The sequence below is a fragment of the Burkholderia sp. MSMB2157WGS genome (assembly GCF_001532755.1).
GTDB lineage: Bacteria > Pseudomonadota > Gammaproteobacteria > Burkholderiales > Burkholderiaceae > Burkholderia.
Genome location: NZ_LPJG01000030.1, coordinates 600,982 through 627,280, shown reverse-complemented (window position 1 = coordinate 627,280; position 26,299 = coordinate 600,982). Strand labels below are relative to the sequence as shown.

General features: G+C 67.3%; 19 protein-coding genes. 10 read left to right on the top strand and 9 right to left on the bottom strand.

Going from position 1 to position 26,299, the window contains the following annotated elements:
* Positions 1–22 precede the first annotated feature (22 nt).
* The 6 genes from WT53_RS21370 to WT53_RS21345 form a co-directional block, all read right to left on the bottom strand.
* Positions 23–2,476, bottom strand: coding sequence for a glycoside hydrolase family 2 protein (locus tag WT53_RS21370; protein WP_257127853.1), 2,454 nt, complete (start codon positions 2,474–2,476; stop codon positions 23–25).
* A gap of 29 nt (positions 2,477–2,505) precedes the next feature.
* The gene (locus WT53_RS21365) at positions 2,506–3,561 is read right to left on the bottom strand and encodes a DUF1839 family protein (protein ID WP_059783702.1); all 1,056 of its coding nucleotides are present in this window, start codon (positions 3,559–3,561) and stop codon (positions 2,506–2,508) included.
* A complete protein-coding gene (locus tag WT53_RS21360) occupies positions 3,558–4,532 on the bottom strand; it encodes an amino acid--[acyl-carrier-protein] ligase (protein WP_034204974.1) in 975 nt (324 codons plus the stop codon). Before WT53_RS21360 ends, WT53_RS21365 begins: the two co-directional genes overlap by 4 nt.
* Positions 4,529–5,725 carry an acyl-CoA dehydrogenase family protein gene (locus tag WT53_RS21355; RefSeq protein WP_059783700.1) on the bottom strand — a complete coding sequence of 399 codons (1,197 nt, stop codon included), beginning with the start codon at positions 5,723–5,725 and terminating at the stop codon, positions 4,529–4,531. Before WT53_RS21355 ends, WT53_RS21360 begins: the two co-directional genes overlap by 4 nt.
* A complete protein-coding gene (locus WT53_RS21350) occupies positions 5,722–5,973 on the bottom strand; it encodes an acyl carrier protein (protein ID WP_006490451.1) in 252 nt (83 codons plus the stop codon). The genes WT53_RS21355 and WT53_RS21350 overlap by 4 nt, the downstream gene beginning before the upstream one ends.
* A 180-nt stretch (positions 5,974–6,153) precedes the next feature.
* The gene (locus WT53_RS21345; protein WP_034204972.1) at positions 6,154–6,936 is read right to left on the bottom strand and encodes a Crp/Fnr family transcriptional regulator; all 783 of its coding nucleotides are present in this window, start codon (positions 6,934–6,936) and stop codon (positions 6,154–6,156) included.
* 918 nt (positions 6,937–7,854) lie between these two features.
* On the opposite strand from WT53_RS21345, the gene WT53_RS21340 reads away from it, so the two are divergent.
* From WT53_RS21340 to polX, 4 genes are all read left to right on the top strand, one after another.
* The gene (locus WT53_RS21340; protein WP_034204971.1) at positions 7,855–8,637 is read left to right on the top strand and encodes a Crp/Fnr family transcriptional regulator; all 783 of its coding nucleotides are present in this window, start codon (positions 7,855–7,857) and stop codon (positions 8,635–8,637) included.
* A gap of 32 nt (positions 8,638–8,669) precedes the next feature.
* Entirely contained in the window at positions 8,670–10,055 is a 1,386-nt protein-coding gene (locus WT53_RS21335; protein WP_230624784.1) for an undecaprenyl-phosphate glucose phosphotransferase, read from the top strand.
* A 381-nt stretch (positions 10,056–10,436) separates the two neighbouring features.
* The gene (locus tag WT53_RS21330) at positions 10,437–10,829 is read left to right on the top strand and encodes a TraR/DksA family transcriptional regulator (protein WP_034204970.1); all 393 of its coding nucleotides are present in this window, start codon (positions 10,437–10,439) and stop codon (positions 10,827–10,829) included.
* Positions 10,830–10,978: 149 nt separating this feature from the next.
* Positions 10,979–12,754, top strand: coding sequence for a DNA polymerase/3'-5' exonuclease PolX (gene polX, locus WT53_RS21325; protein WP_034204969.1), 1,776 nt, complete (start codon positions 10,979–10,981; stop codon positions 12,752–12,754).
* Between the two features lie 45 nt (positions 12,755–12,799).
* Here the strand turns inward: polX and ald are convergent, their stop codons facing one another.
* Positions 12,800–13,915: an alanine dehydrogenase gene (gene ald, locus WT53_RS21320; protein WP_034204968.1), complete on the bottom strand. Its 1,116-nt coding sequence runs from the start codon at positions 13,913–13,915 to the stop codon at positions 12,800–12,802.
* A gap of 334 nt (positions 13,916–14,249) precedes the next feature.
* On the opposite strand from ald, the gene WT53_RS21315 reads away from it, so the two are divergent.
* The 6 genes from WT53_RS21315 (at position 14,250) to WT53_RS33605 (ending at position 22,971) form a co-directional block, all read left to right on the top strand.
* On the top strand, positions 14,250–14,666 hold the full coding sequence (locus tag WT53_RS21315; RefSeq protein ID WP_034206199.1) for a DUF3995 domain-containing protein: 417 nt from the start codon (positions 14,250–14,252) through the stop codon (positions 14,664–14,666).
* A gap of 779 nt (positions 14,667–15,445) precedes the next feature.
* Positions 15,446–16,186, top strand: coding sequence for a gluconate 2-dehydrogenase subunit 3 family protein (locus WT53_RS21305; RefSeq protein WP_034204967.1), 741 nt, complete (start codon positions 15,446–15,448; stop codon positions 16,184–16,186).
* Entirely contained in the window at positions 16,186–17,964 is a 1,779-nt protein-coding gene (locus WT53_RS21300) for a GMC family oxidoreductase (protein WP_034204966.1), read from the top strand. The genes WT53_RS21305 and WT53_RS21300 overlap by 1 nt, the downstream gene beginning before the upstream one ends.
* Positions 17,961–19,388: a cytochrome c gene (locus tag WT53_RS21295; protein WP_060261308.1), complete on the top strand. Its 1,428-nt coding sequence runs from the start codon at positions 17,961–17,963 to the stop codon at positions 19,386–19,388. The genes WT53_RS21300 and WT53_RS21295 overlap by 4 nt, the downstream gene beginning before the upstream one ends.
* A gap of 199 nt (positions 19,389–19,587) precedes the next feature.
* On the top strand, positions 19,588–21,303 hold the full coding sequence (locus tag WT53_RS21290; RefSeq protein WP_034204964.1) for a cation:proton antiporter: 1,716 nt from the start codon (positions 19,588–19,590) through the stop codon (positions 21,301–21,303).
* Between the two features lie 582 nt (positions 21,304–21,885).
* Positions 21,886–22,971 (top strand): fimbrial protein, encoded by a 1,086-nt coding sequence (locus WT53_RS33605; protein ID WP_156447894.1) that lies wholly within the window; start codon positions 21,886–21,888, stop codon positions 22,969–22,971.
* A gap of 218 nt (positions 22,972–23,189) precedes the next feature.
* Here WT53_RS33605 and WT53_RS21280 read toward each other — a convergent pair whose 3' ends face one another.
* Together WT53_RS21280 and WT53_RS21275 are read right to left on the bottom strand one after the other, a co-directional pair.
* A complete protein-coding gene (locus WT53_RS21280; protein WP_034204963.1) occupies positions 23,190–25,085 on the bottom strand; it encodes a penicillin-binding protein 2 in 1,896 nt (631 codons plus the stop codon).
* Positions 25,086–25,504: 419 nt separating this feature from the next.
* Positions 25,505–25,852 carry a DUF3564 family protein gene (locus WT53_RS21275; protein ID WP_034204962.1) on the bottom strand — a complete coding sequence of 116 codons (348 nt, stop codon included), beginning with the start codon at positions 25,850–25,852 and terminating at the stop codon, positions 25,505–25,507.
* Positions 25,853–26,299 lie beyond the last annotated feature (447 nt).

The window sequence follows — 26,299 nt, the reverse complement described above, 5'->3', positions numbered from 1 at the left end:
CGCGGCGGCCGCGAGCGTCGCGTCACCCGGCCTGGCTGGCCCGTACCGCGCGTGCGGCGTTCACGGCCCGGATTTCCACCGCGGGCGGCGCATGGTCGTCGGCCGCCGCGGGCTTCCCGTCGATTCGCAATGGAATGAGCGCGATGCGCGCCGGCGTGCCGGGCGCGAGATGGAACCAGTCGTCGCTCGGCATGAAACCCGGTGCGTCGATCTGCACGTGGCGCGCGACATGCCGCGTGTCGATGTCGACGTGCCAGGTCTCGCCGGTGCGCGATACGCACGCTTCGATCCCCGGCTCGCGACGCGCCAGCACGGCAGGATGCGTGCGGGACGGGAAATGGAACGCCTGCGACAGCAGCGTGCCGTCGTCGGCGCGCAGCGTCGCGACGACCGTATCGTGTTCGCAGGGGCCGAAGCGGTACGCGTAGGTCCAGTCGAAGAAGCGGCCGAGCAGCTCGGCCGAGCCGAGCCGCACCGTGTCGTGCGCGGCGATCCGCACCGGGCAGCCGGCCCGTGCGACCGGCGTACGGCCGTCGCGTAGCGCGACCAGATCGATCGCGGCCGACAGCGGCGCCGGGCGCTCGTTGACCACGTGCACGTCGAGCCCGTTCAGGCCTTCGTCCACGAGCAGCACCTGGATCGGCTGCAGCACCTGGCGCAGCGCATACCATGCCGATTTCGGGCGGTGCGCGGCGTCGATCACGCCCCATCCGGCGCCCGGCATCACGTCCTGGAACTGCCACACGAGCGCGCCGGCGCAACGCGAACCGGCGCGTCGCCATTCGGAGAACGTCTCGCGCATCACGTCCGCGATCACCGCACGCGACAGCTCGACGTAGCGCGCCGGATCCTCGCGTCGCAGCCGGTCGGGCGCGACGTCGTACAGCGTCTGCAGATAGTGGTCGCGGATGTCGTCGAAATCCCACGACGTGCCGGGGTCGCGCGGCACCGCCGCTTTCCAGCGCGGCTCGTGCACGCCGGGCCAGCCGAGTTCCGCGAGCGTCGCATCGCACGGCACGTTCGCGAACGCGAGGCATTCGCTCGCGAATCGCACGTCCGCGCGGCGCGCGTCGTCGAGCGGACGCAGGTACGCGCCGACGCCGTAGTAGTGCGACACACGTTCGCGCGGCGTGAACGGCAGCACGCCGCCGTCGGGCGAATCGGGCACGTACGGGACATCGGGGCGGTGCGCGGCCGCGTGGCCGGCCAGCCGGTCGGCCGTCAGCTCGACGAAGCGCTGCTTCGGCCCGAGTCCCGACATTGCCGCCTGTTGCGCGATCTCGCTGCCGCCGCACAGCACCGCGAGCGACGGCGACGCGCCGCGACGCGACAGGAACTGGCTCGCTTCGCGATCGACGTTGGCCGCGAACGCGGGATCGTCGAGCGCGTAATCGAAGTTGGCGAAACCGAAGTCCTGCCAGACCAGCAGCCCGAGCCGGTCGCACCATGCGTGGAACGCGTCGGCCTCGTAGGTCATCGTGCCGCCGACGCGGATCATGTTGAAGCCGGCGTCGCGTGCGAGCCCGAGCAGGCGGGCGTAGGTCGCGTCGTCCGCGTGCAGCGCGAGCGGTGCGGCGCTGCTCCAGCATGCGCCGCGCGCGAACACCGGCACGCCGTTGATGCGCAGCCCGAACCCCTTGCCGTCGGCGCCGGAATCGACCTCGATCGTACGGAAACCCGTCGAGCCGAGCGGCCGGCGCGCGGCGCCGATATGCAGCGCGATCTCGTAGAGCGCCGGTTCGCCGTGCGTATGCGGCCACCAGCGGCGCACGTTCGGTATCGCGACGCTTGCGCGCAGTTGGTCGATGTCGGCACGTTCGAGCGTCGCGTGATGGTCGCCGCACGACAGCCGCGCCGCGAACGCGGCGGGCAGCGGCGCGGCGAACGTCAGTTCCGCGTCGAGCCAGCCCGTGTCGCCTTCGATACGGGCATGCAGTTTGCAATCGGCCAGAACGGGGCCGCTGCTCGGATCGAGCACCTCGACGGGCCGCCACGGGCCGGTGGGCACATACGGCGGAAACCAGCCCGGCATGTGCCCGAACAGTGACGTGCGGATCGTGCGCAAGGCGGCCGGTTCGGCGAGCCGCGTGCGCCAGCGCGCACGGCGCGGCGCGCGCGCGTCGCGCAGATGCGGCGCGAGCGCGCGGAAACAGAGGGTCAGCCGGTGCGTGCCGTCGAGCGACACGGGCACGTCGTGCGAGACGAACATGCTGTCCGAGCGGTGGATCGGCGTGTCGTCGAGCCAGGCGTGGGCGAGCGTCGCGAGGCCGTGAAAGCGCAGGATGCGCGGCCCGCGCCCGCGTAGCTCGAGCCGGTACCAGTGGTCGCGCTCGTCGAGCGACGCGGCTTCGTCGAGCCGGCCGGCCAGCGCGAGCGCCTGCGCGACCGTGCCGGGCACCGGCGCCGCGATCCAGTCGCCGTGATCGGCCGGGAGGTCGCGCGGTTCGCGCACGGCGCCCGCGGCCGTCGCCAGCATCGACCATGCGGGCGGGGTGCGGGCGCGCGTCACCGCATGGCCGACACGGGTGCGGTGTCGGCGCGCACGGGCGTCACGTGCCGCAGCGGCGCGCCGATCTGCCGCGCGCACGCGACGAGGTCGGCATACGCGACCTCGATCGCTTCGAGCGTCGAATCGCCGTATTCTTCCTTGCCGCGTGCGCACGCGCGCGCGAGCCGGAATTCGAGCACCATCGCTTCCGACGCGATGCGATCGCATGCGGCGCGGATTTCGGCGAACGGCCCGGTGCAGCCGCTCGCTTGCAGCCAGCGCGCATAGTGGCCGAACAGTTCGAAATTCGCGCCGAGCTGCCGCACCGAATTGAACGAGTACGCATGGAAGCGCTCGAGCGGCGCGTCCGCGAGGATGCGCGCGTCGGTCTGCAACTGCCGGCGGAACGCCGCGATCGGATCGACGATCGGCACGCGCCGCAGGTGGCGCTGCAACGCGGCGAGCGAGGCTTCGCACAGCGCGCGTTCGTCGAGCGGTGCAAAGCGTCGCTTCGCGCATTCGACGTACGGCGGCAGCGTCATCGGCGAGCTGGCGCCGACGAGCCCGTTGTAGTCGAAATCCTCGGCGACGTAATAGCCGCTGTTGTGGAAGTAGCCGATCTGGTGCTGCGCACGGTCGATCGCGTCGATGCCGATCGTCGTCTTCGTATGCTGCGTGCGGTAGCTGCTGCCGCGCGTATCGGGCAGGAACCACGCGTCGACCTCGACGATCATCAGGTGGCCGCGCGCGACCTGCGTCTCGATGTGCTGATCGAGCGGTTCGTAGATCGAATGTTCCTGCACGACGATCCCGTAGAGCCGCTCCAGCTCGTCGTGCGGAAACTTGAAGAACGTGAACTGGTCGCCTTCGAAATCGAGCGCGATCGTAAACGGCAGCGCCGCGTACGGATTGAGCCCCCACCACCGGAGCACCTCGAGCCACATGTCGACATAGCAGTTGGTCTGCTTCCAGACCATCTCCTGACTGTGCAGCGGGTGCGGCCGGTAGTGGCGCGCGCGGTGGCGCACCCCCTCGAACGACGCGTCTTCGCCGTCGCGGGAAACGAACCTCATGGCGTGCCCCACAGCACGTCGCGAACCGCTTGCGGCCAGGCGTCGATGTCGAAGCCGTGGTGGCGGAACAGCGCGAGCGTGAGCCGTTCGAGGCCGAAGCCGACGCAGCCCGTGTGCGCGACGTCGCCCGTCGCGGTGCGGATGTCCCACAGCAGTCCGAAATGGTCCATGTGGTAGTTGAAGCTCAGGCACGCGGTCTGTCGGTCGTCGTGCTCGATCGGAATCAGCAGCTCGAACTTCAGGTTCTGCTCGCGCTGGCTGTTCGCGACGATCTTGCCGCCGCGCCCGAAGAACGGATCGTTCGCGAGATCGATCGCATTCGGCAGGCGCAGCGCTTCGATCATCCGCGTGCCGCGTTCCATCCACGTCTCGCGGAACGAGACGATCTGCTCGGGCGTGCCGATCCGCACGTATTCGCGCATCCGGAACAGTTGCATGCGGGTCGGGTCGAGCGACGGTTCGTGACGGAAGCAGTACGAGAACACGTCGACGATCCGGCCGTCGGCGGGCAGCGCCCCCGCGCGCGCGACGACGGGATACACGGGGTAGCACGCGGCCGGCGTCATCACGACGTAGGTCGGCTTCTGGTTTTCGGTCCAGTCGTCGCCGCGATCGAGGCATTGCAGCACGCGCTGGTGCTGGCGTTCGTCGCCGCAGAATGCGTGCACGCTGCCCGCCAGTTGCGGGAAGCTCTTCATGTATTCGCTGCGCTCGAACTCGGTGCGGCTCATCGCCGGCGGGAAGCGCAGCACTTCGGCCTGTTGGTCGGCGCCGAGGCGCGTGACGAACGCGTCGAGCGCTTCGACCACGCGCTCGAATCGCTCGCTGCGGCCGAACAGGCCCTGGATGCCGGTCGAAACCAGCAGGCCCGCGTCGATCAGCGCATCGCGCAGCGGATTGACGCCCGCACGGTCGAGCGGTGCGTCGGCGGGGACGGAGGCGGCGGAGGGCACGGCGAGGCGATCGTTCACGTATGTTTCTCCAGCGTCGCGGGACGCAGCGCGAGCAACAGGCTCGCGGTGTTGGCGGCAATGCGGTCGTTGCTGATCATCAGCGGCGCCGCGTGCAGGTCGCGAATGTGGCGGCCGATGCTGAACGGCGTGCCTTGCTTGTAGCCGGCCATCCCGCAGATCATCATCGCCTGGTGCGCGACTTCGAGCGCGGTCGCCGACACGTAGGTCTTCAGCGTATTGATTTCGGCGGCCCAGGCCATGCCGGCCGACCACGAGCGGGCCGACGCGCTCGCGTGGAGGCGCAGCACGTTGTCGACGCGAGCCTGCATCGCCTGCATCAGCGCGAGCGATTCGGCGATGCGTCGCGCGGCGGGCGACGGTGCGCCGTCGGTCTGGCGCGCCTGCGCGCGGAAGAACTGGTGCGCGCGATGGAATGCGTCGCCGGCCACGCCGATCCACACCGCGGCCCACAGGATGTGCGAGACCGGCACCATCGTCTCCTCGGCGATCTTCGCGAACGGCACCGGCAGGCATTGCACGGCGGCGCCTTGCGCGTCGAGCACGAAGCCGTTGCTGCACGTGCCGCGCATGCCGAGCGTGTCCCATTCGCCGCGGCGCGTGAGCGTATAGCCGTCGCGCAGCAGCGTGACGAGCACCTGCTCGGAAGCCGGCGCGTCCGCATCGCGTCGCGCGGTGGCGAGAATACCGTCCGCGTAGTCGCCGTACGAGATCGTCGGCGCGGATTTGTGCAACCGGAACCCGCTGGCGTCGATTTCGAGCGCGCACTGGCTCGCGCGCAGGTTGCCGCCGACGCCGTCCTCCGACGTGGCCGAGGCGAGCAGCCACTGGTGACGCACGAGCTGCTGCAGGAACAGCTTGTGCCAGCCCTGGTCGGCGGCGTGGTCGACGATGCAGGCGACCTGGATCTGGTGCATCGCGAACACCATCGCCGACGATGCGCACGCCTGGCCGAGGATCGAGCAGGCCGATGCGATGTCTTCCAGCGACGCGCCCGCGCCGCCGAGATGGGTCGGCACCATGGCGCCGAGCAGCCGGCGCGCGCGCATCGCCTCGATCGCCTCGACGGGGCAGCGCGCGTCGCGATCGACCGCATCGGCATGCTGGGCGGCGATCTGCGCGACGGCATGCGCGGCCTCGTCGAGCCGATGCGAATCGCTGTCGGACGCGAGTTCGGGAAGCAGCGCGCTCATGCGGAGTGCTCGGTGCGTTGCAGCGTGGCGATCGTGTCCGCGAGTGCGTCGATGCTGCGGAACAGGTTGCGGTTCAGCATCTCGTCGGGAATCTCGATGTTGAACTGCTTTTCGATCGCGAGCATCAGCTGGATCGTATCGAGCGAGGAGAGGCCCGCTTCGTAGAGGTCGTCCCCGTCGCCGATCGAATCGATCGCGGCTTCGAGGTGGGCGACGTGCTTCAGGATGGTTCTGATTTCGTTTTTCACGTGCTGCTCCGGCATGCGTGGTGTCGTCCGCCCGGGCAGACGCGCGACACGCGCTGACATCCCCCCGGCAGTCCGGCATCAGTAGACCATCGGCAGACACGGCGTTCTGTTCGCCACCCTACAAACAGCTGACCCGGCACGCCGGCGGCGCCGACGCGCCGTCCCGGCCCGGCGCGCCGGTCATGCGCGCGACGCGGCCGGCACGCCCGAGTCGGCCGACAGGATGCGCTTCATCTCGTCGCGCACGATCGCGCGGCAGCCGCACGACATTTTTTCGAGGCCGTCGAGGTCCGCGAGTTCGATCGAGCTGCGGTATTGCCGGATCAGGCCGAGCTTCTGGATTTCGCCGGCGGCGTCCGTGACGGTTTCGCGCCGCACGCCGAGCATTTGCGCGAGCATGCTGTGCGTCACCTGGATCTCGATGCTGCGCGTGCGGTCGAACGCGAGCAGGAACCATCTGCACAACTGATGTTTGAGCACGTGATGACGGCTGCAGAACGTGATCTGCGAGACCTGCGCCATCAGCAGCCGCACGCCGACGAACACGAGATGGCGGATCACCGGCGATGCATCGAACGCGGCCGCGAAGACGCGCCGGTCGAGCCGATAGACGAAACCGTCGCGGCACGCGACCGCGCGGCAGGGCATCCGGCCGCTGCCGCCGATCACGTCGTCGCAGACCACGCTTTCGCTGCCGATCTCCGCGACTTCCAGCGTCATGCCGCCGGACGACACGTACTGCAGCGAAATCGCGTTCGTGACCGGCAGGTAGACCGCGGCGAGCATTTCGCCGGGTTCGCATAGCACCTGCCCGGATTTCAGGTGAACGAGTTGCAGGTGGGGTGTCAGCGTGGCGAGCTCGTCGCGGTCGATGGCCGCGAGAAACCGGTTGGCGTCGAAGCTGTGGGAAAGCTCGATCACGCCGTTCGCATACGCGACGGCGTCGGCGGCCTGGTGAGTCACGGCGCATCCTCGCAGGTTGGCGGTCGCGCGTCGTCTCGGCGAACCCCGGAACGGGATTTCGCACGATCGTGCGGACTTTTGTTGATCAAAAACGGAATGACGATACTCGCGAAAAAGGCTAGCACGCAATTGAATTCGAACAATTCCGCATTCCGTCATTTCACAAAGTTTGACGATTGCAATTGAGCCAGAACGTTATGTCGATTTAATGATTCATTTTCCGGAATTAATCATCCGGAAATGGAATCGTGAGCTTGCTTGTCATTCTATGTCGACCGGGAATCAATCGGTCGACACGGCGAATCGTACAGCGAAAGTGGCCGGAAGGCATTGAACATTATTTGACAAATTAATGGGGTCCGCATGATTTGTCATTTGAATCAATGGCTTGTGGAGATCTGTGCGGTAGCGGACAGAGCCGTGAATTAGTGTATCGATTCAAATTTGAGACAGTTTGAAACGAGCGTGTGCGGTACGGCGATGACGCGAAATGCTGCGCTGCACATCACGAAAACAATTGAAAATCGGCTGTAAGTATTTGAACGATAAGCGTCGCGGCCGCTGCGCGGCCGTTCTGGCCGGAGCCGCGGGAATTGATCAGTCGAATGCTCGCTGTGTCCGTCGCGCGGGAGAGTGTCCGGAAATGAGACGTTTTTTGGGATTTGGGGGCGGTTATTCGGCGGCTCTAAATCGGATGTGATTCATATATTAAGGACGGGCGGCTATTGGCACGTAAATCGCTTATTCGGGCTGGCGTGTCGAAACGGGACAGTCGACTCAATTCGGCGATGACAAGCCGATGATCAGTCGGATTCAGGGTTGTGGGCCGCAACCGCTGTCAATGTCCGGGCGCGCATCGAGATAACGAGTTCCGTGCCTGCCGCTGCAAGCGGCGCGGACGATAAAAGGGAAACAGACATGCTTCATCTTCACTCGAGCTATTCGGCGAACGCCATCCTTGCTGCCCTCCCGGAGGACAGCATCCGCGCCATCGCACCGCATCTCGAACTGGTCAGGATCAAGGCCGGGATGCTCGACCGGGTCGGCGAGCCGATGCGCCACCTGCACTTTCCGACGACGGCGATGATGTCGGTGCAGCATCTGATGGAAGACGGTGCGATGGTCGAAGTGGCGGTGGTCGGCCGCGAGGGCGTGGTCGGGCTGGGGACGCTGGTCGGCGGTCTCGCCGCGTCGAGCCGGGTCGAGGTGCGTATCGGCGGCATGGCCTATCGCGTGCCGAGTTGCGTGATGCGCGCCGAATTCGAGCGATCGGCGCAGACTTACCGGCTGCTGCTCAACACTTGCCAGGCGACGATGGCGCAGATCTCGCGCAGTGCGCTGTGCAACCGGCACCACTCGGTCAGCGAGCAACTCAGCCGCTGGCTGCTGCTCGCGCACGACCGGATCGACGGCGACGAGCTGGCCGTCACGCAGCAGACGATCGCGAACATGCTCGGCGTGCGGCGCGAGGGGGTGACGGAAGCGGCCGGGAACCTGCAGGAAGCCGGGCTGATCCGGCAACGCCGCGGCCGCATCACGGTGCTCGACCGGCACGGCCTCGAACATCAGGCGTGCGAGTGCTACGACCTGATTCGTGCCGACTACCGCCGATTGCTCGGCACGCGCGCAAATGCGAGGCCGGCGGCGGTTCGCCCGCGCATGCCGGACGCGCATTTCGGATTCCCCGCGCACGGTGCGTGACGATGCAGTCGATGTCCGGTGGAACGAATGCAATGCGACGAACTGCGATCGCAGTGGCCGACGGCGCGCTCGTGCTGGCCGGGACGCTCGTCGCGCAGGCGGCGTCGGGTCTCGGATGGCATGAATTGTCCGATGCGCAACGCGGTTCGATCGCGCTGCTGTGCGTGCTGACGGTGGCGTTGCTGCCGCGCTACCTGCGCACGGTGCCCGGCGGCGTGGCGGTGCAGGGCGGCGCGCACGTGCTGACGCACACGCTGGTGGCGGTGGTGTGCGCGAGCGTGCTGACGGTGGCGGGCACGATGTGGATCATGAATCGCGGCGGCACGGTGACGACCCGCTGGATCGTGCGCACGGTGCTGGCCGGCGACGCGGCGGTGCTGCTCGGCCGAGCGGCGCTGCTGGCGCTCGCGCTGACGCGCGGCGACCCGCTTGCGCGGCAGCGCCGCGTCGCCGTCGTCGGCGCAACGGCATACGGGCGCGTGGCGATCGAGCGGATGCAGCTCGCGCCGAACGGCCCGTTCGTGGCCGCATGCGTATTCGACGACGATGCACAGGCCGGCGCGGGCGGCATCGGCGGCGTGCCGGTGATCGACGACTGGAACACGTTGCGCGACCTGATTCGCGGCGGCGACATCGACGAGGTCTGGCTCACGCTGCCGATGTCGCACGAGTGGCGGATCCACCGCATCGTGCGCGAGTTGCGCGACGAGTTCGTCGAGTTGCGGCTGTTGCCCGACGTGCGGCAGATGGCGATCGTCGATCGCTCCGCGACCGACGTGTTGGGCATGCCGGCGATCAATCTCGCGACCACGCCGCGCTCCGCGCCGGAGTTGTGGGCGAAGTTCGCGTTCGACCGGCTGTTCGCGTTCGGCGTGCTGATTCCGTTGCTGCCGCTGCTGGCGCTGCTGGCGATCGCGGTCAAGCTGTCGTCGCCGGGGCCCGTGCTGTTCAGGCAGCGCCGCAAGGGCGTCGACGGCCGCGAGTTCGACATCCTGAAGTTCCGGACGATGCGCGTGCATCGCGCCCAGCCCGGCGTCGTGAGGCAGGCGTCGCGCAACGATGCACGCATCACGCGCGTCGGTGCGTTCCTGCGGCGCACGTCGCTCGACGAGCTGCCGCAGTTCTTCAACGTGCTGTTCGGACAGATGTCGGTGGTCGGCCCGCGTCCGCACGCGATCGAGCACGACGACCTGTATCGGCAACTGATCGACTGCTACATGTACCGCTACCGCGTGCGGCCCGGTATCACCGGATGGGCGCAGGTGAACGGCTATCGCGGCGAGACGCGCAAGATCGAGGCGATGGAGGCGCGCGTGAAGTTCGATCTGTTCTACATGCAGAACTGGAGCTTCTGGTTCGACATCAAGATCATCCTGATGACGGTGGTGCGCGGCTTCGTCGGGCGCAACGCATTCTAAGGAGGCCGAATCATTGGCGCGGCGCCGCGTGCGCGATCGTATCGACTGCGTGATGCCGGTTCGCGAGCATGGAAGGACGCACCGTGGCCGCACGGGAAATTGCTGCGCTGCGGTTGCGCCGGCGGACTTCGCGGCGTGGGCCGCGAAGCCGGGATTGCGCGTCGGTCCCCAGTTTCCGCACCGCTGCCGCTGCATGACGGGTAGCCGATTTCGGTCAACACACGCGTGTTCAATGGGTTTATCCTGCGTCGAATGCGTCCGGCGTTTCGCACGTCCGGCCGCCCATCCGGATGCGGCGGCGCAGTCGTGCCTGCGTGCCGCGCACCGGCGCGATACCGCGCGCCGCTTTTTCGCGCGGAACCCGGAACAGGAGAGACGGCCATGTCGCTCGACCCACAACAAAGGCAGACGCTGAAGCAGCGGCTGAACGAGAGCGAGCAGGCGCTGCGTGCGGAGATCCGCACGAGCGAAGACCAGCGCGCGTCGGAATCCTATGCGGATCTGGCCGGCGCGGCGCCGGACGAGGGCGACGAGGCGAACGCGGACCTGTTCGTCGACGTCGATCATGCATTGATCGGCATGAAGCTGACCGAGCTGCGCGCGATCGGCCGCGCCCAGCAGCGGATGCGCGACGGCAGTTACGGCGAATGCATCGACTGCGATGGCTCGGTCGGTTACGAGCGCCTGCTGGCGCGTCCGACCGCCGAGCGCTGCGCGCATTGCCAAGCGCTGTACGAGCGACGCTACGCGACGACGCCGCGCGCGTCGCTCTGACGTCGCGGCTTGAACCGCGCTGCACGCGACGCGCGGCCGGCGTAGGATGACCAACAGGCGCCCGGCGGCGTCGACATGCGGCGCCGGGCGGGCACGCCGTCGCGCATGCGCGCGGCGCTACATCCACGTGGAAGGGAGCCACGCCGATCATGCCGATTCACAATGCCGAGTGCGCGGCCGTATTCGCCGAGATCGCCGACATGCTCGAGATCCAAGGCGCCAACCCGTTTCGCGTGCGTGCGTACCGCAACGCCGCGCGTACGGTCGCCGACTACGGCCGCGATATCCCGACGATGATCGCGAACGGCGACGATCTCGGGAAGATTCCGTCGATCGGGGCCGATCTCGCGGCGAAGCTGCGCGAGATCGCCGCGACCGGCACCTGCGAACTGCAGCAGACCTTGCGTCATGCGTTGCCGGGCGCGATCGTCGAGCTGCTCGATGTGCCCGGGCTCGGCGCGAAACGCGTGAAGGCGCTGCATGACGCGCTGCACGTCGATTCGCTGGAACAGTTGCGCGCCGAAGCGAAGAGCGGGCATGTGCGCGAGCTGCCGGGCTTCGGCGCGAAAACCGAAGCGCATCTGCTCGAAGCGATCGACGATCGTCTGCAGCGCGAGCCGCAACGCTTTCTGCTGCCCGACGCCGCGCAAGCGCTGAAGCCGTTGCTCGAACGCCTGCGTGCGGTGGCCGGCGTCGGCAAGGCCGTGCCGGCCGGCAGCTTCCGCCGCCGTCGCGAGACGGTCGGCGATCTCGACATCCTCGTCACCGCACGCGAGCCGGCCGCGGTCGCCGAAGCGTTCGTCGGCCACGGCGACGTGGCGCGCGTGCTCGCGCACGGCAAGACCCGGTCGAGCGTGACGCTTGCCAGCGGGTTGCAGGTCGACCTGCGCGTCGTCGATGCCGATGCGTTCGGCGCGGCGCTCGTCTACTTCACCGGATCGAAAGCGCACAACATCGCGCTGCGCAGGATCGCGCAGGCCGGCGGCCTGAAGATCAACGAATACGGCGTGTTTCGCGGCGACGAGCGGATTGCCGGCGCGACGGAGGCATCGGTCTATGCGGCGATCGGGCTGCACGAGGTGCCGCCCGAATTGCGCGAGGATCGCGGCGAGATCGATGCGTCGCGTGCCGGCACGCTGCCGGCGCTGGTCGAGCGCAAGCATCTCCATGGCGACCTGCACGCGCATACCGATGCATCGGCCGGCCGCGACAGCCTGCGCGCGATGGCCGACGCCGCGCGTGCACGCGGGCTCGCGTACCTGGCCGTCACCGACCGTGCTCCGCCCGATGGCGCCCGGGACGGCTTCGACTGGCTCGCGCGCCAGATCGACGAGATCGATCGCGTCAACGCGACGTTCGACGATTTCGTGTTGCTCAAGGGCGTGGAAGCCGGCATTCGCGAGGACGGCAGCCTCGACGTACCCGACGCGATGCTCGGCCGGCTCGATCTCGTGGTGGGCGCGGTGCGCGACGGTTTCGACCTGCCGCGCGGCGCGCAAACCGATCGCATGCTGCGCGCGATGGACCATCCGCATTTCACGATTCTCGCGCACCCGACCGGCCGCGTGCTCGGCGAACGCGACGCCTGCGCACTCGATGTGCCGCGCGTGCTCGCGGGGGCCGCCGCGCGCGGCTGCTTCGTCGAACTCGATGCGCAGCCGCGGCGATTCGATCTGCCGGACGTCTGGTGCCGCGAGGCCGCGAAGGCCGGCGTGCCGGTCGCGATCGGTTCGGATGCATGCAGCGCGGACGAACTCGACAACCTCGCGTTCGGCATCGATCAGGCGCGGCGCGGCTGGCTGACGCGGCGGGACGTGCTGAACACGTGCACGCTCGCGCAACTGCGGCCGCTGCTGGCGCGCACGATGGGCGGTGCGGGCAGCGCGGGCAGCGGCGCGAAGCGCGGCCGGTCGAAGGGCGCGTGAACGCAACGCGGCCGGCCGCGTTGCATGCAACTCATGCCGGCATGGTCAAGCGAGCACGCCGGTCGCCGGCACGTAGGGCAGGCCGAGCGCGAGTGCGACCGCTTCGTACGTGATGTGCCCGTCGCACACGTTCAGGCCCGCGCGCAGATGCGGATCGTCGAGCATCGCCTGCTTCCAGCCCTTGTCGGCGAGCGCGAGCGCATGGCCGAGCGTTGCATTGTTCAGCGCGAAGGTCGACGTGCGCGCGACCGCGCCGGGCATGTTCGCGACGCAGTAGTGGACCACGCCGTCGACGACGAAGGTCGGCGCCGCGTGCGTGGTCGCATGCGAGGTCTCGAAGCATCCGCCCTGATCGATCGCGACGTCGACGACGACCGCTCCCTTGCGCATCGTCGCGATCATGTCGCGCGTGACGAGCCGCGGCGCCGACGCGCCCGGCACCAGCACGGCGCCGATCACGACGTCGGCCTCGCGCACGGCTTCGTCGACCGTTTGCGCATTCGAGCAGACGGTCGCGATCCGGTTGGCGAACACGAGATCGAGCTGGCGCAACCGGTTCACGTTGTTGTCGAGCACGGTGACGCGCGCGCCCAGGCCCACCGCCATCTGCAGTGCGCCGGTGCCCACGACGCCCGCGCCGAGCACGACGACGTGCGCGGCCGGCACGCCGGGCACGCCGGCCATCAGCAGCCCGCGGCCGCCGCGCGGGCTTTCGAGGTGGGTCGCCGCGACCTGGATCGACATGCGGCCGGCGACTTCGCTCATCGGTGCGAGCAACGGCAGGCCGCCGCCCGGGCCGGTCACGGTTTCGTACGCGATGCAGACCGCGCCGGATTTCACGAGCGCGGCGGCCTGATCGGGATCGGGCGCGAGATGCAGGTACGTATAGAGGATCTGGCCGGGCCGCAGCATCGCGCATTCGGCCGGCTGAGGCTCCTTGACCTTGATGATCATGTCGGCGCGCGCGAAGATGTCGTCCGCGCCGTCGCTGAGCGATGCGCCCGCTGCCGTGTAGTCGTCGTCGAGCAGGCCGATCGCCGTGCCCGCGCCGCGTTGCACGAGCACGCGATGGCCGTGCCGCACGAGTTCGCGCGCGCCGGCCGGCGTGAGGCCGACGCGGTACTCGTGGTTCTTGATCTCTTTCGGCACACCGATCAGCATGAGTCGCCTCCATGGCCTTCGTTATCGTCGTCGTGCGGGCAGCCGCTTGCGGGGCGGCGTACCGACCGCAGTACTGGAATAACAGGGTAGTTGTGCACGGAGGGAAGTCAAGCGGCCGGCCCGCGCGACGACGCATGCGCACTGCAACGCAGCATGCGCGGCTACCGGCTGCGGCCGTTGCGACCGGACGTCGCAATGCGCGCGTGGCCGGGTTTCGGTATCGTCATGCGTGCCGCGTGCCGCGTGCCGCGTGCCGCGTGCCGCGTGCCGCGTGCCGCGTGCGGGAATGCTTTCGGCAAAACAACGAGACAACGAGACGAGGACCTTGACCGACATGACCAGTGCGTATTTCAGCGTGCCGACGCTTTGCGCCATCGCGCTCGTGCACGTCTACTGGGCGTTCGGCGGGCGGATGGGCAAGCGTGCGGCCATTCCGGAGCACGACGGCGTACCGCTGTTGCGGCCGACCGTCGTCGGCACGCTCGCCGTCGCGGCGGCACTGCTGTGCGGCGCAGGCGTGGTCGCCGCGCGTGCCGGCTGGCTGGGGCGCAATGCGTATCCCGGCACGATCGCGTTCGCGGTCGTTGCGCTCGCATTGATCTTCGCGGTGCGGGCCGTCGGCGATTTCCGTTACGTCGGCTTCTTCAAGCGGATTCGCGGGTCGCGTTTCGCGCGGATGGACACGCTGTATTACTCGCCGCTGTGCGCGGCGCTGGCGTTGTCGATCGCGTCGATGTTCTGGCCGTGGTGAGGGGAGCGCCGCGCGCGATTCGACCCGCGTGCGTATCGGTCGGCGTAAGGTATTCGGCCGGCACGGCATCGTGGCTATGCATAAGAGGCGGAAGCTACCGGAGCGCGGTGCAACTCGACATCGCCATCCGAGCGGGCGTCGCCGGGAAGCGACACGCCGCCCCCGTGGCTCTCACGTCGCTCACGTCCGTCACATCCCCCGCGTCCCCGGCGTCCCCGGCGTACCCGGCGTACCCGGCGTACCCGGCGTACCCGGCGTCCCCGGCGCCTCGCGTCCAGCTCGTTTGCGCGACCGGCGAACGCATCCGTCATCTAACCATCCTTGCACATTCGGTCTTGCGAACTTCCCATTGTTGCTAATTTCGATGCACTGAATTGCATCGAACCCTCTAGTAATGGAACCGGTTCCATATATAATTCGCCGCACTCGTCGCCCGGCCGGAAAAGAGGGTCGTGCACGTTGCGCTTGCTGTCCGATGACGCGACGTCTAAGTTGAACAAAGGTCGTGAGCGATGACGGATAGATACCGGCCGATGCCGGTATTTGTCCGACGATAGGCCCGCGAAGAGGTCCAGCCGCGCAGTGCCGCCAGTCCCGGGCGACGTGCGGCTGCAATGACGGCACCGCCGCGGACTGCGCCGCCGGACGCCTGCATCGAGGTTGTGCGCAACACCCGAAAGAACACGGCGACCGGCCGCCTGCGGCACGGCTGCCTGCCGGGCACGCGGCATGCGGAATGCGCGCGTCCGAACCCGATCCCCAACGATCAACATCCGACCATGTCCACGCCACCTGACAAACCCAATTCGCGTCGCCGTTTCCTGCGCACCTCGGTCGCGCTCGTGCCGATCGCGTCGGTCGCCGGCTGCGACCTGCGCTCGTCGTCGTCGTCCGCGACGACGGCCGGCAACGCGTCCACCGCGTCGGCCGGCGCCGAACGCGCGCCGTACAAGCCGACCTTTTTCGATGCGAAGGAATGGGCGTTCGTCCAGGCCGCCGTCGACCGGCTGATTCCCGCCGACGCCGAAGGCCCCGGCGCACTCGAAGCGGGCGTGCCCGAATTCATCGATCGCCAGATGGAGACGCCGTATGCGCACGGCGCGACGTGGTACATGCAGGGGCCGTTCCAGCAGGGCGTGCCCGAGCTCGGCTACCAGTTGAAGCTGGTGCCGCGCGACATCTACCGGCTCGGCATCGCGGCCGTCAACCGCTATTGCGAGAAGACGCACGGCAAGGCGTTCGCGGATCTCGACGCACCGACGCGCGACACGGTGCTCGGCGCGCTGGAGAAGGGCAGCGCGCAGATCGACGACGTCCCGCCCGGCGTGTTCCTCGGCCAGTTGCTGCAGAACACGCGCGAAGGCTACTTCTGCGATCCGGTGCATGGCGGCAATCGCGACATGGCCGCGTGGAAGATGATCGGTTTCCCGGGCGCGCGCGCGGACTTCATGGATTTCGTCAACCAGAGCGGCAAGCCCTATCCGTACGGCCCCGTCTCGATCAACGGGGAGCGCAGCTGATGGCCGCAGATAAGAAGCCGCACGTCGATGCGGTGATCGTCGGCTTCGGCTGGACCGGCGCGATTCTCGCGAAGGAACTGACCGAAGCGGGCCTGAACGTCGTCGCGCTCGAGCGCGGCGAATATCGCGACACCTATCCGGACGGCGCGTACCCGAACACGATCGACGAGCTGACCTACAACATCCGCAAGAAGCTGTTTCTCGACCTGTCGAAGACGACCGTGTCGATCCGCCATGGCCTGCAGGACACCGCGCTGCCGTACCGGCAGCTCGCCGCGTTCCTGCCGGGCGAAGGCGTCGGCGGCGCGGGGCTGCACTGGTCGGGCGTGCACTTCCGGATCGCGCCGGAAGAGCTGCGCCTGCGCAGCCACTACGAAGAGCGCTACGGCAAGAAGTTCATCCCCGAAGGGATGACGATCCAGGATACGGGCGTCACGTACGACGAGCTCGAGCCGCATTTCGATTTCGCCGAGAAGGTGTTCGGCACGTCGGGGCAGGCGTACAAGGTCGGCGGCAAGGTGGTCGGCGACGGCAACGTGTTCGAGGCGAACCGCAGCGACAACTTCCCGCTGCCCGCGCAGCTCAATACGTATTCGGCGCAGCGCTTCTTCGATGCGGCGCACTCGCTCGGCCTGCATCCGTACCGGCTGCCGTCGGCGAACACGTCGGGGCCGTACACGAACCCGTACGGCGTGCAGATGGGCCCGTGCAACTTCTGCGGCTACTGCAGCGGCTACGCATGCTACATGTACTCGAAGGCGTCGCCGAACCTGAACATCCTGCCGGCGCTGAAGCAGGCGCCGAACTTCGAGCTGCGCTCGAAGTGCCACGTGCTGCGCGTCGACCTCGACGACACGAAGAAGCGCGCGACCGGCGTGACCTACGTCGATCCGGCCGGGCGTGAAGTGCACCAGCCGGCCGATCTCGTGATCGTGGCCGCGTTCCAGTATCACAACGTGCACCTGCTGCTGCTGTCGGGCATCGGCAAGCCGTACGACCCGGTGTCGGGCGAAGGCGTCGTGGGCCGCAATTTCGCGTACCAGAACCTGTCGACGATCAAGGCGTTCTTCGACAAGGACACCTACACGAATCCGTTCATCGGCGCGGGCGGCAACGGCGTCGCGGTGGACGACTTCAACGCGGACAATTTCGACCACGGCCCGCTCGGTTTCGTCGGCGGCTCGCCGCTGTGGGTGAACCAGGCCGGCGTGAAGCCGATCAGCGGCATCGCGACGCCGCCCGGCACGCCGCAGTGGGGCTCGGCGTGGAAGAAGGCGGTGAAGGACAACTACGCGCACACGATCTCGATGGATGCGCACGGCACCAACATGTCGTACCGCGACGTGTACCTCGATCTCGATCCGACCTATCGCGATTCGTACGGGCAGCCGCTGTTGCGGATGACGTTCGACTGGAAGGACAACGACATCAGGATGGCGCAGTACGTGACCGGCCAGATGAAGAAGATCGCGGAGGCGATGGGGCCGAAGGCGATCGGCGTGTCGACGCGCGAGTTCGGCAAGCACTTCGACTCGCGCCAGTACCAGACGACCCACCTCGTCGGCGGCGCGATCATGGGCACCGACCCGAAGACGAGCGTGCTGAACCGCTATCTGCAGTGCTGGGACGTGCACAACGTGTTCGTGATGGGCGCGTCCGCGCTGCCGCAGGGCATCGGCTACAACCCGACCGGGATCGTCGCGGCGCTGGCCTACTGGTCGGCACGCGCGATCCGCGAGCAGTACCTGAAAAATCCCGCTCCGCTGGTGACCGCATGAAGAGGACGATGAACCACCACAACGCCGCGCGTTCGGTTTCCCCGCTGCGGCGCGCGCTGGCGATCGGCACGGCATGGGCGGCATTCGGTCTGTCGGGCGGTGCAGCGTTCGCACAGCCGGCGTCCGCGCCGGCCGCGGCTTCGGGCCCGGCGGCCCCACCGGCGGCGCTGTCCGCCGACGCGGCCCTCGTCAAGCGCGGCGAATATCTTGCCCGCGCCGGCGACTGCATCGCCTGCCACACCGCGAGCGGCGGCAAGCCGTTCGCGGGCGGGCTGAAGTTCGACACGCCGATCGGCGGCATCTACTCGACGAACATCACGCCGGACCCGAAGACGGGCCTAGGCGGCTGGACCTACGAGGACTTCACCCGCGCGGTGCGCGAAGGCGTGCGCAAGAACGGCGACACGATGTATCCGGCCATGCCGTTCCCGTCGTATTCGCGGCTGACCGACGACGACATGAAGGCGCTGTACGCGTACTTCATGCACGGCGTCGCGCCCGTCGAGCACGAGAACCGCGCGGTCGACATCGTGTGGCCGCTGTCGATGCGCTGGCCGCTCGGCATCTGGCGCAAGATGTTCGCGCCGTCGCCGAAGCCGTTCGACGCGGCGCCGTACACCGACCCGGTGGTCGCGCGCGGCGCGTATCTGGTGCAGGGGCTCGGCCACTGCGGCGCGTGTCATACGCCGCGCGCGCCGACGATGCAGGAGCGCGGGCTGACCGACGCGGACGGCCCCGACTTCCTGGCCGGCGGCGCGGCGATCGACGGCTGGGTGCCGACGAGCCTGCGCGGCGAGCCGCGCACGGGCCTCGGCACGTGGAACGAAGCCGAGATCGTGCAGTTCCTGAAGACCGGCCGCACGCTGCGCACGGCCGCGTTCGGCGGGATGACGGACGTGGTCGGCCACAGCATGCAGCACATGACCGACGACGACCTGAACGCGATCGCGCGCTACCTGAAAACCTTGCCGCCGCGCGTGCAGGGCGAGCAGCCGCACGTGTACGACGCGGCCGCCGCGAAGGCGCTGCAGACCGGCGATGCGAGCAAGCCGGGCGCGGCCGTCTATCGCGACAACTGCATGGCCTGCCATCGCAGCGACGGCCACGGCTATACGCGCGTGTTCCCGGCGCTCGCCGGCAACCCGGTCGTGCAGGGCGACGATCCGACCTCGCTGATCCACGTCGTGCTGGAAGGCAGCGCGCTGCAGGGGACGCGCACCGCGCCGTCGACCTTCACGATGCCGCCGTTCGGCTGGCGCCTGTCGGACCAGGAAGTCGCGGACGTGTCGAACTTCGTGCGCACGAGCTGGGGCAACACGGGCGCGCCGGTGACCGCCGCGCAGGTCGCGAAGGTGCGCAAGAGCGTGCCGTCGACGCGGCCCGAGCCGCCGCCGGGCGCGCGGTTCCCGCAAGCGTCGCGCTGACGGGCGCCAGCCCGCCGGCGGCCCGGCCCGCGCAACCTGCGGCCGGGCTTGCGACGCGTTTCGCCTGCGCAGGGGTTGCACCCCGCCAATACGCGCCGCCGCGTTGAAATTTTCGCGGCGGCGCGCCATTTTTCCGCCTCATCCCGTATCCTTTCACTCTTGAATCTTACTAAATCGTTACAAGAGCTTGGGAGGGGGGATGCCTCATGACGTCAGCCTGATTGCGTTGCTCGCGGCCGGTTTCGGTCTCGCGATGATCTTCGGTTATCTCGCGTCGCTGCTGAAAATGCCGCCGCTCGTCGGCTATCTGCTCGCCGGGATCGTGATCGGCCCCGGCACGCCCGGTTTCGTCGGCGACTTGTCGCTCGCGCAGCAGCTCGCCGAAGTCGGCGTGATGCTGCTGATGTTCGGCGTCGGTCTGCATTTTTCGCTCGGCGATCTCCTCGCGGTGCGCAAGATCGCGCTGCCGGGCGCCATCGTGCAGATCACCGTCGCGACGCTGCTCGGCGGCGGGCTCGCGCTTACTTGGGGCTGGAGTCTCGGTGCGGCGCTCGTGTTCGGGCTCGCGCTGTCGGTCGCGAGTACCGTCGTGCTGTTGCGCGCGCTCGAAGGGCGCGGGCTCGTCGAGACGGTCAACGGGCGCATCGCGGTGGGCTGGCTGGTCGTCGAGGATCTCGTGATGGTGCTCGTGCTGGTGTTGCTGCCGCCGGTGGCGGGGCTGCTCGGCGGCACGCCGCCCGGCGACGCGCATGCGGCGGGCGGCAGCGTGTGGGGCACGCTCGGCGTCACGATGCTGAAAGTCGCGGCGTTCATCGCGCTGATGCTGGTGGTCGGCAAGCGCGTGTTCCCGCGCATTCTTTGGCTCGTCGCGCGCACCGGGTCGCGTGAGCTGTTCACGCTGTGCATGATCGCGGCCGCGGTCGGCATCGCGTTCGGCGCGGCGAAGCTGTTCGACGTGTCGTTCGCGCTCGGCGCGTTCTTCGCCGGGATGATGATGCGCGAGTCGGAATTCAGCCGGCGCGCGGCCGATGAGACGCTGCCGCTGCGCGACGCGTTCTCGGTGCTGTTCTTCATCTCGGTCGGCATGCTGTTCGACCCGAAGGTGCTGCTCGACGAGCCGCTGCACGTGATCGAGGTCGCGGCCATCGTGCTGATCGGCAAGACGCTCGCGGCCGTCGCGTTGGTGATCGCATTCCGCTATCCGCTGAACACGGCACTGACCGTGGGCGCCGGCCTCGCACAGATCGGCGAATTCTCGTTCATCCTCGCAGGTCTCGGCCGCGCGCTCGGGCTGTTGTCGGCCGAGGGGCAGAGCCTGATTCTCGCGGTCGCGCTGATCTCGATCGCGATGAACACGCTGCTGTTCGCGCTGATCGATCCGGCGCTCGCGTGGATCCGCAAGCATTCGGCGTTCGCGCGCAAGCTCGAGGCGCGCGACGATCCGCTCGCCGCACTGCCGATGTCGACGCCGCAGACGCATCTGACCGGGCAGGTCGTGATCGTCGGCTACGGTAAGGTCGGCACGCGGATCGCGCATGCACTGGACGAGCGCGGCATCGCGTATGTCGTCGTCGAGCAGAATCGCGAGCTCGTCGAGAAGCTGCGCGCGGACGGCATCGCGGCCGTGTCGGGCGACGCGATCGAGCCGATCGTGCTCGTGCAGGCGCATATCGCCCGCGCCGGGATGCTGGTCGTGACGCTGCCCGACGTGTTCGACGTGCGGCAGATCGTCGAGATATCGCGCACGCTCAATCCGACGCTGGAGGTCGTGCTGTGCACGAACAGCGGCGACGAGGCCGCGCTGCTGTCGAGCGAGGGCGTCGGCACCGTGTTCATGGGCGAGTCGGAACTCGCGCGCGCGATGACGGCGCATGTGCTCGGCAGGATGACGAGGCCGGCGGCAGCGCCGCACTGACGTTGCGCGGCGTGGGGCCGCGCTCGGCGCGCGGGGCGGCGGCTTCGATGCCGGCCGCCCCGTCGTTCAACGGGACGTATCGTGCGTCGGTGCGTGCGCGGGCACGTGATAGCCGGTAAGCAAGCCATCGTCCGAAATGACGCCGCGGCCCCGGTGATCGCAGCGCGGCGACGTCGGCGCTCGGTCGCCGGCAGCGCGAGAATCGTCCATGTCGTGCGATTCCCCGGTCCAGAGACCCATCGAGCCGAATCGTCAGCCGTTTTGTGGCATTTCTCGCACCGTGTCTCGGAAAGCCCGAGTACAAAAAGAATAATTAGTACAAGTCCGATTGGTTTGAAATCGAGTTTGAAGATTGTCCACTGTCCTCTCGTTTTCTGCTCTCGCACAATTTCGGATGCCGTTTTTCATGCTGCGCACAGGCGGTCGACGCGCAACGGCGCGGATACACCCGGATGCATCTGGAGCGGATGTATCCGGCTGCGGCGCGCAAGGCGACGCACGTCATTGAAACGATGGGCATGCCCGAACGCGTCGTGGCTCGAAAAACGCTGCCGACACATCGACAACGAACGAAACGAGATAATGATTCAAATCAGCAGAAATCTTTTGAAAACGGCTTACCGGGCGGCGTCCGTGGTATTGAGCGGGCTGTTGATGACCGTGGCGTTGCCAGTGCAGGGGCAAACGGTCATGAAGTGTCAGTCGGTGCCCCCGAGCGAGGGCCCGGGGATACACCATTATGTTGACATCAATTTCCCCGCATCGATCCGCGTCGCGCCCGGCACACCGAACGGAGCGGTCATTGCGACGGTGACGGCAGAGTTCCCTTACGCCTGTCCAGCTAATCCGAACTCTCCGCCGGGCTATGATTACTGGTTCATATTCCCCGGACAGTCGTGGCTGACGACGAACTATCCGAATGTGGGTAAATTGACCACGCTTCAAAATTATCGGGAGTTCGAAACCTTCGGTTTTCGTGTGACGAACCTCGATACGGGGCGGGTAATGGCGGTTCATCATAGCCTGCAGGAATGGGCGCCGTCCCATACGAATGCTGAGCCGCTTTCCAAGGTGTTGAGATTGAAAATCGAAATGATCAAGCTCAACGACAATATCTATAATTTCGCAAAAATTCGGAATCCCAATGCGGCGGTGGGTATCGAGGTGAGAAACAGAGGCAAGGCGGCGCGAGCGATAACAGTGGATTTCAAGTTCTTCAAGTCCGGGGGAAGTTTGGTTGTCACCCCGAATAGTTGTACGGTCACCACGCCGAATGTCAATGTGACGTTGCCGCCCGTATCCGCAGGCAAGCTGAATCATGCGGGCGCCACGGCCGGCGACACGGGTTTCAATATCGGGCTGTCCTGCCAATCCGGCTCGAATGTGTATGTGACGCTGACCGATTTGACCGACCCGTCGAATACCTCGACCAACCTGTCGCTGGTTCCCGGTTCGACTGCGTCGGACGTCAAGCTGCGCATCCTGAGAAATGGCAATCCGGTCGGGTTCGGCCCCGATTCGGCCGACCCGGGCAATCCGAATCAATGGCTGGTTGGACCGTCGAGCTCGACCTCCAGCATTCCGCTGTCCGCGCAATATGTGTCGACCGGGCGCGTCACGCCGGGGACGGTCAAAGGCGCGGCGACGTTCACGTTGAGCTATCAATAATCACGTCGGGTCACGTCGGGGCGGTGCGCGACAGCGAAGACGCACGGGCGCGTTTAACGCATGAGGCGACGCGCTACCGCACGAGGCGACGCGCGTGCTGCGTGGCCGCGACCGAACGGTGGCGACCTTCGGTTCGTTCTCGAATCAATAGAGCGCAGCGAGCATCGGTTTCTGCCTCATGATGCGATTGCAGACCGGCAATGCTGACGGCGACCGGCTCAGCTTGCGGGCACCTTCGTCGGTACGGTCGTGTCCGACTGCGCGGCCGTTTCCACCGGCACGGCGGCTTTCCGAGCGGAAGCTGTCTTCGGTTGAGCAACCGCCGTTGATGCCGCGACCTTCTTCGGTGGCGTGATCGCCTTGTCCGGCTGGGGCTTCTCCGCTTCGACCGGCGCATCGGGCGGCACGCCGAGCAACTGCAGCGAGCCGCTCGTGACTGACGCGAACACCGGGCCGGCGACCGTGCCGCCGTAGTAGCCCTTGCCGCGCGGCTCGTCGATCATCACCGCGACGATCAGGCGCGGATCGCTCATCGGCGCCATCCCGGCGAACAGCGCGCGGTACTTGCCCTTCGCATAGGTCGCGCCGACCTGCTTGCGCGCGGTACCTGTCTTGCCGCCGATCCGGTAGCCGTCGACGCGCGCGCGGCGCCCCGTGCCGCCTTCACCCACCGCCATCTCGAGCATCGAGCGGATGGCGGCGGCCGTTTGCGGCGAGGTCACGCGATGGCCGCGATGCGCGTCGATCGTCTGCTGGTCGGTGCCGTTCTTCAGCAGCGACACCGGGTGCAGCGTGCCGTCGCCCGCATACGCGGTGTAAGTCTGCGCGATCTGCAGCAGCGACATCGACAGCCCGTAGCCGTACGCCATCGTCGCCTGCTCGATCGGCCGCCAGCGCTTGTAGCCGCGCAGCCGGCCCGACGCGACGCCCGGGAACGTCAGTTCCGGCGCGCGGCCGATCCCGTACTCTTGGTATTTGTTCCAGATCGTTTCGGCGGGCAGGTTCAGCGCCAGCTTCGCTAGCGCGACGTTGCTGGACTTCTGCAGCGCCTGCGCGACGGTGAGCGACCCGTGGTTCGACGTGTCGTGGATCACGGCCGGCCCGATCTTGTAGGTGCCCGGCGACGTGTTGATGATCGTGTTCGGCGTGACCTTGCGCTCGTCGATCGACAGCGCGACGACGAGCGGCTTGATCGTCGAGCCGGGCTCGAACGTGTCGATCACCGCGCGGTTGCGCAATTGCTGGCCGGTGAGGCGCGCGCGGTCGTTCGGGTCGAAGGTCGGGTAGTTCGCCAGCGCGAGGATCTCGCCGTTTTGCGCGTCGAGCACGACGACGCTGCCGGCCACCGCGTTGTTCTCGATCACGGCCGCCTTGAGTTGGCTGAACGCGAGCTGCTGGATGCGGCGGTCGATCGTCAGCTCGATCGTCGCGCCGTGCTGTGCGGGGACGAGCGGGCGCGTGTCCGACACGATGCGGCCGAGCCGGTCGCGGATCACCTCGCGCTGGCCCGATGTGCCCTGCAGGCGCGCGTTCGCCGCGAGCTCGACACCTTCCTGGCCCGAGTCCTCGACGTTCGTGAACCCGACCACGTGCGCGGCCGATTCGCCTTCCGGGTAGAAGCGCTTCGAATCGGCGATCTGCGTGATGCCGTCGATCGCGAGCTTGTCGAGCCGGCTGGCGGTGTCCGCGTCGACCTGCCGCTTGAGCAGCACGAACGTCTTGTCGTTGCCGAGACGCCGCTTCACCTCGACGAGCGGCATGTCGAGCAGCTTCGCGATCTGCGGGTAATCGGTGTCGGCGACCTGTTTCGGGTTCGCCCAGATTTCATAGGTCGCCAGGCTGACCGCGAGCATCGCGCCGTTGCGGTCGACGATGGGCCCGCGCATCGCGTCGAGCTCGATCGTGCGCTGATAGCGCTTCTGGCCCTGGCCGACGTAAAAATCCTGGTTCGCGACCTGCACCCAGAAAGCGCGCGCAATCAGCGCCGCGAACGCGAGAAACACGACGACCACGATCAGCCGCGAGCGCCACATCGGCAGGCGCGACGCGAGCATTGGATTCTTGGTCGCCGCCGCGTACGGATCGGCAGGATGGGTCTTCTTTTTCACGCTCATGCAATGGCCGGGTTGGGCCGCCGGACGGCGGCTGGTCAGTCTGAATAATGCGATTGTAATAAATGAGTAAACATCGTGTGGGGAAAGTGTGTTCCGGCCCGCAAAAAGGCGAGTGGCGCGCTGCTTGAGAAAGCGAGAGGAAGAGGAGGAGGAGGGGGACGCCGACGCAGGATTGCGCGCCGGGTGCGGGTGATGGAACACGGACGATCCACCGCATGCCGATCCGGGTGCACGATCTCGGGCGAGCCTCGATGGCGACCGTTCCGGCGCGCGATCAATTGCCCGCGCGTCGGTTATTTCTTTAATCCCGAAAATGAAAAGCGCCTCCAGCCGAGGCGCCATTCATGCTGAATATCGAAATAAATATCACTGTTACCGGAATAAACCCGAAAACCGCAGACGATTGATGTCAATAATACCTATCGGGCAACGGAAATAAATTCCCGGTATTCCGGCGGGGTCGTGCAGGTATCGACGGCCTGCAGACGCCACGCGCCGTCGGGATGCTCGCCGGCGAGCACCGCGGGGCCCTGTTCGCGCCGCGTCGCATCGAACGACAGCCCCTTCAGCTGACAGACGGCGTGGCTGCCGTCGGCTGCGCAGAGCGCCATCGCGCCTTCCACGTCGCGGACCTTGCCCCAAGTCGGAAGGTCGATGCCCTGATGTGCCTCGCGCGACCACAGCCCTTCGTCGGTATCGACCCACAATACCGCGAACGATTGCCGGGTTGCCGATTCGCTGCCATTAATCCGAATGGTGAGGCGCATTGCATCGTCTCCTGAAAAAAATGACGCATTCGACGGTTTGGACTTGAACAGTCTAGATAGACTGGTGTGAAACGCAAGTGATAATCCGCAATAAATCCGCATCGAGTCTATTTCGATTTCGGATGAAACGACGTCTGACGATTCATGGTCGTTCCCGAGGCGTCAGCGCAGGCGGGCGATACCGGCGACGACGGTGTCCGGGCGGGGACGCGCGGCGGTCCGGACATGGGATGACAGGGGCGCCGGCCGCGTCGATCCGTCGCGCGCCGGCCGCCGTCGAAACCGGTGGCGAGCGATACGATCCGGCACCGGTCGAATGCGGCCGGACCGAACCGGTCGTCGTTTCGACGCGGTGCCGGCACGACACACTCCGACAATCGCGTACAAATCGGCACACTTTCACGAAACTTTCGGAACAGACTTGCGTGCGGTCCGGCCCCACACTGG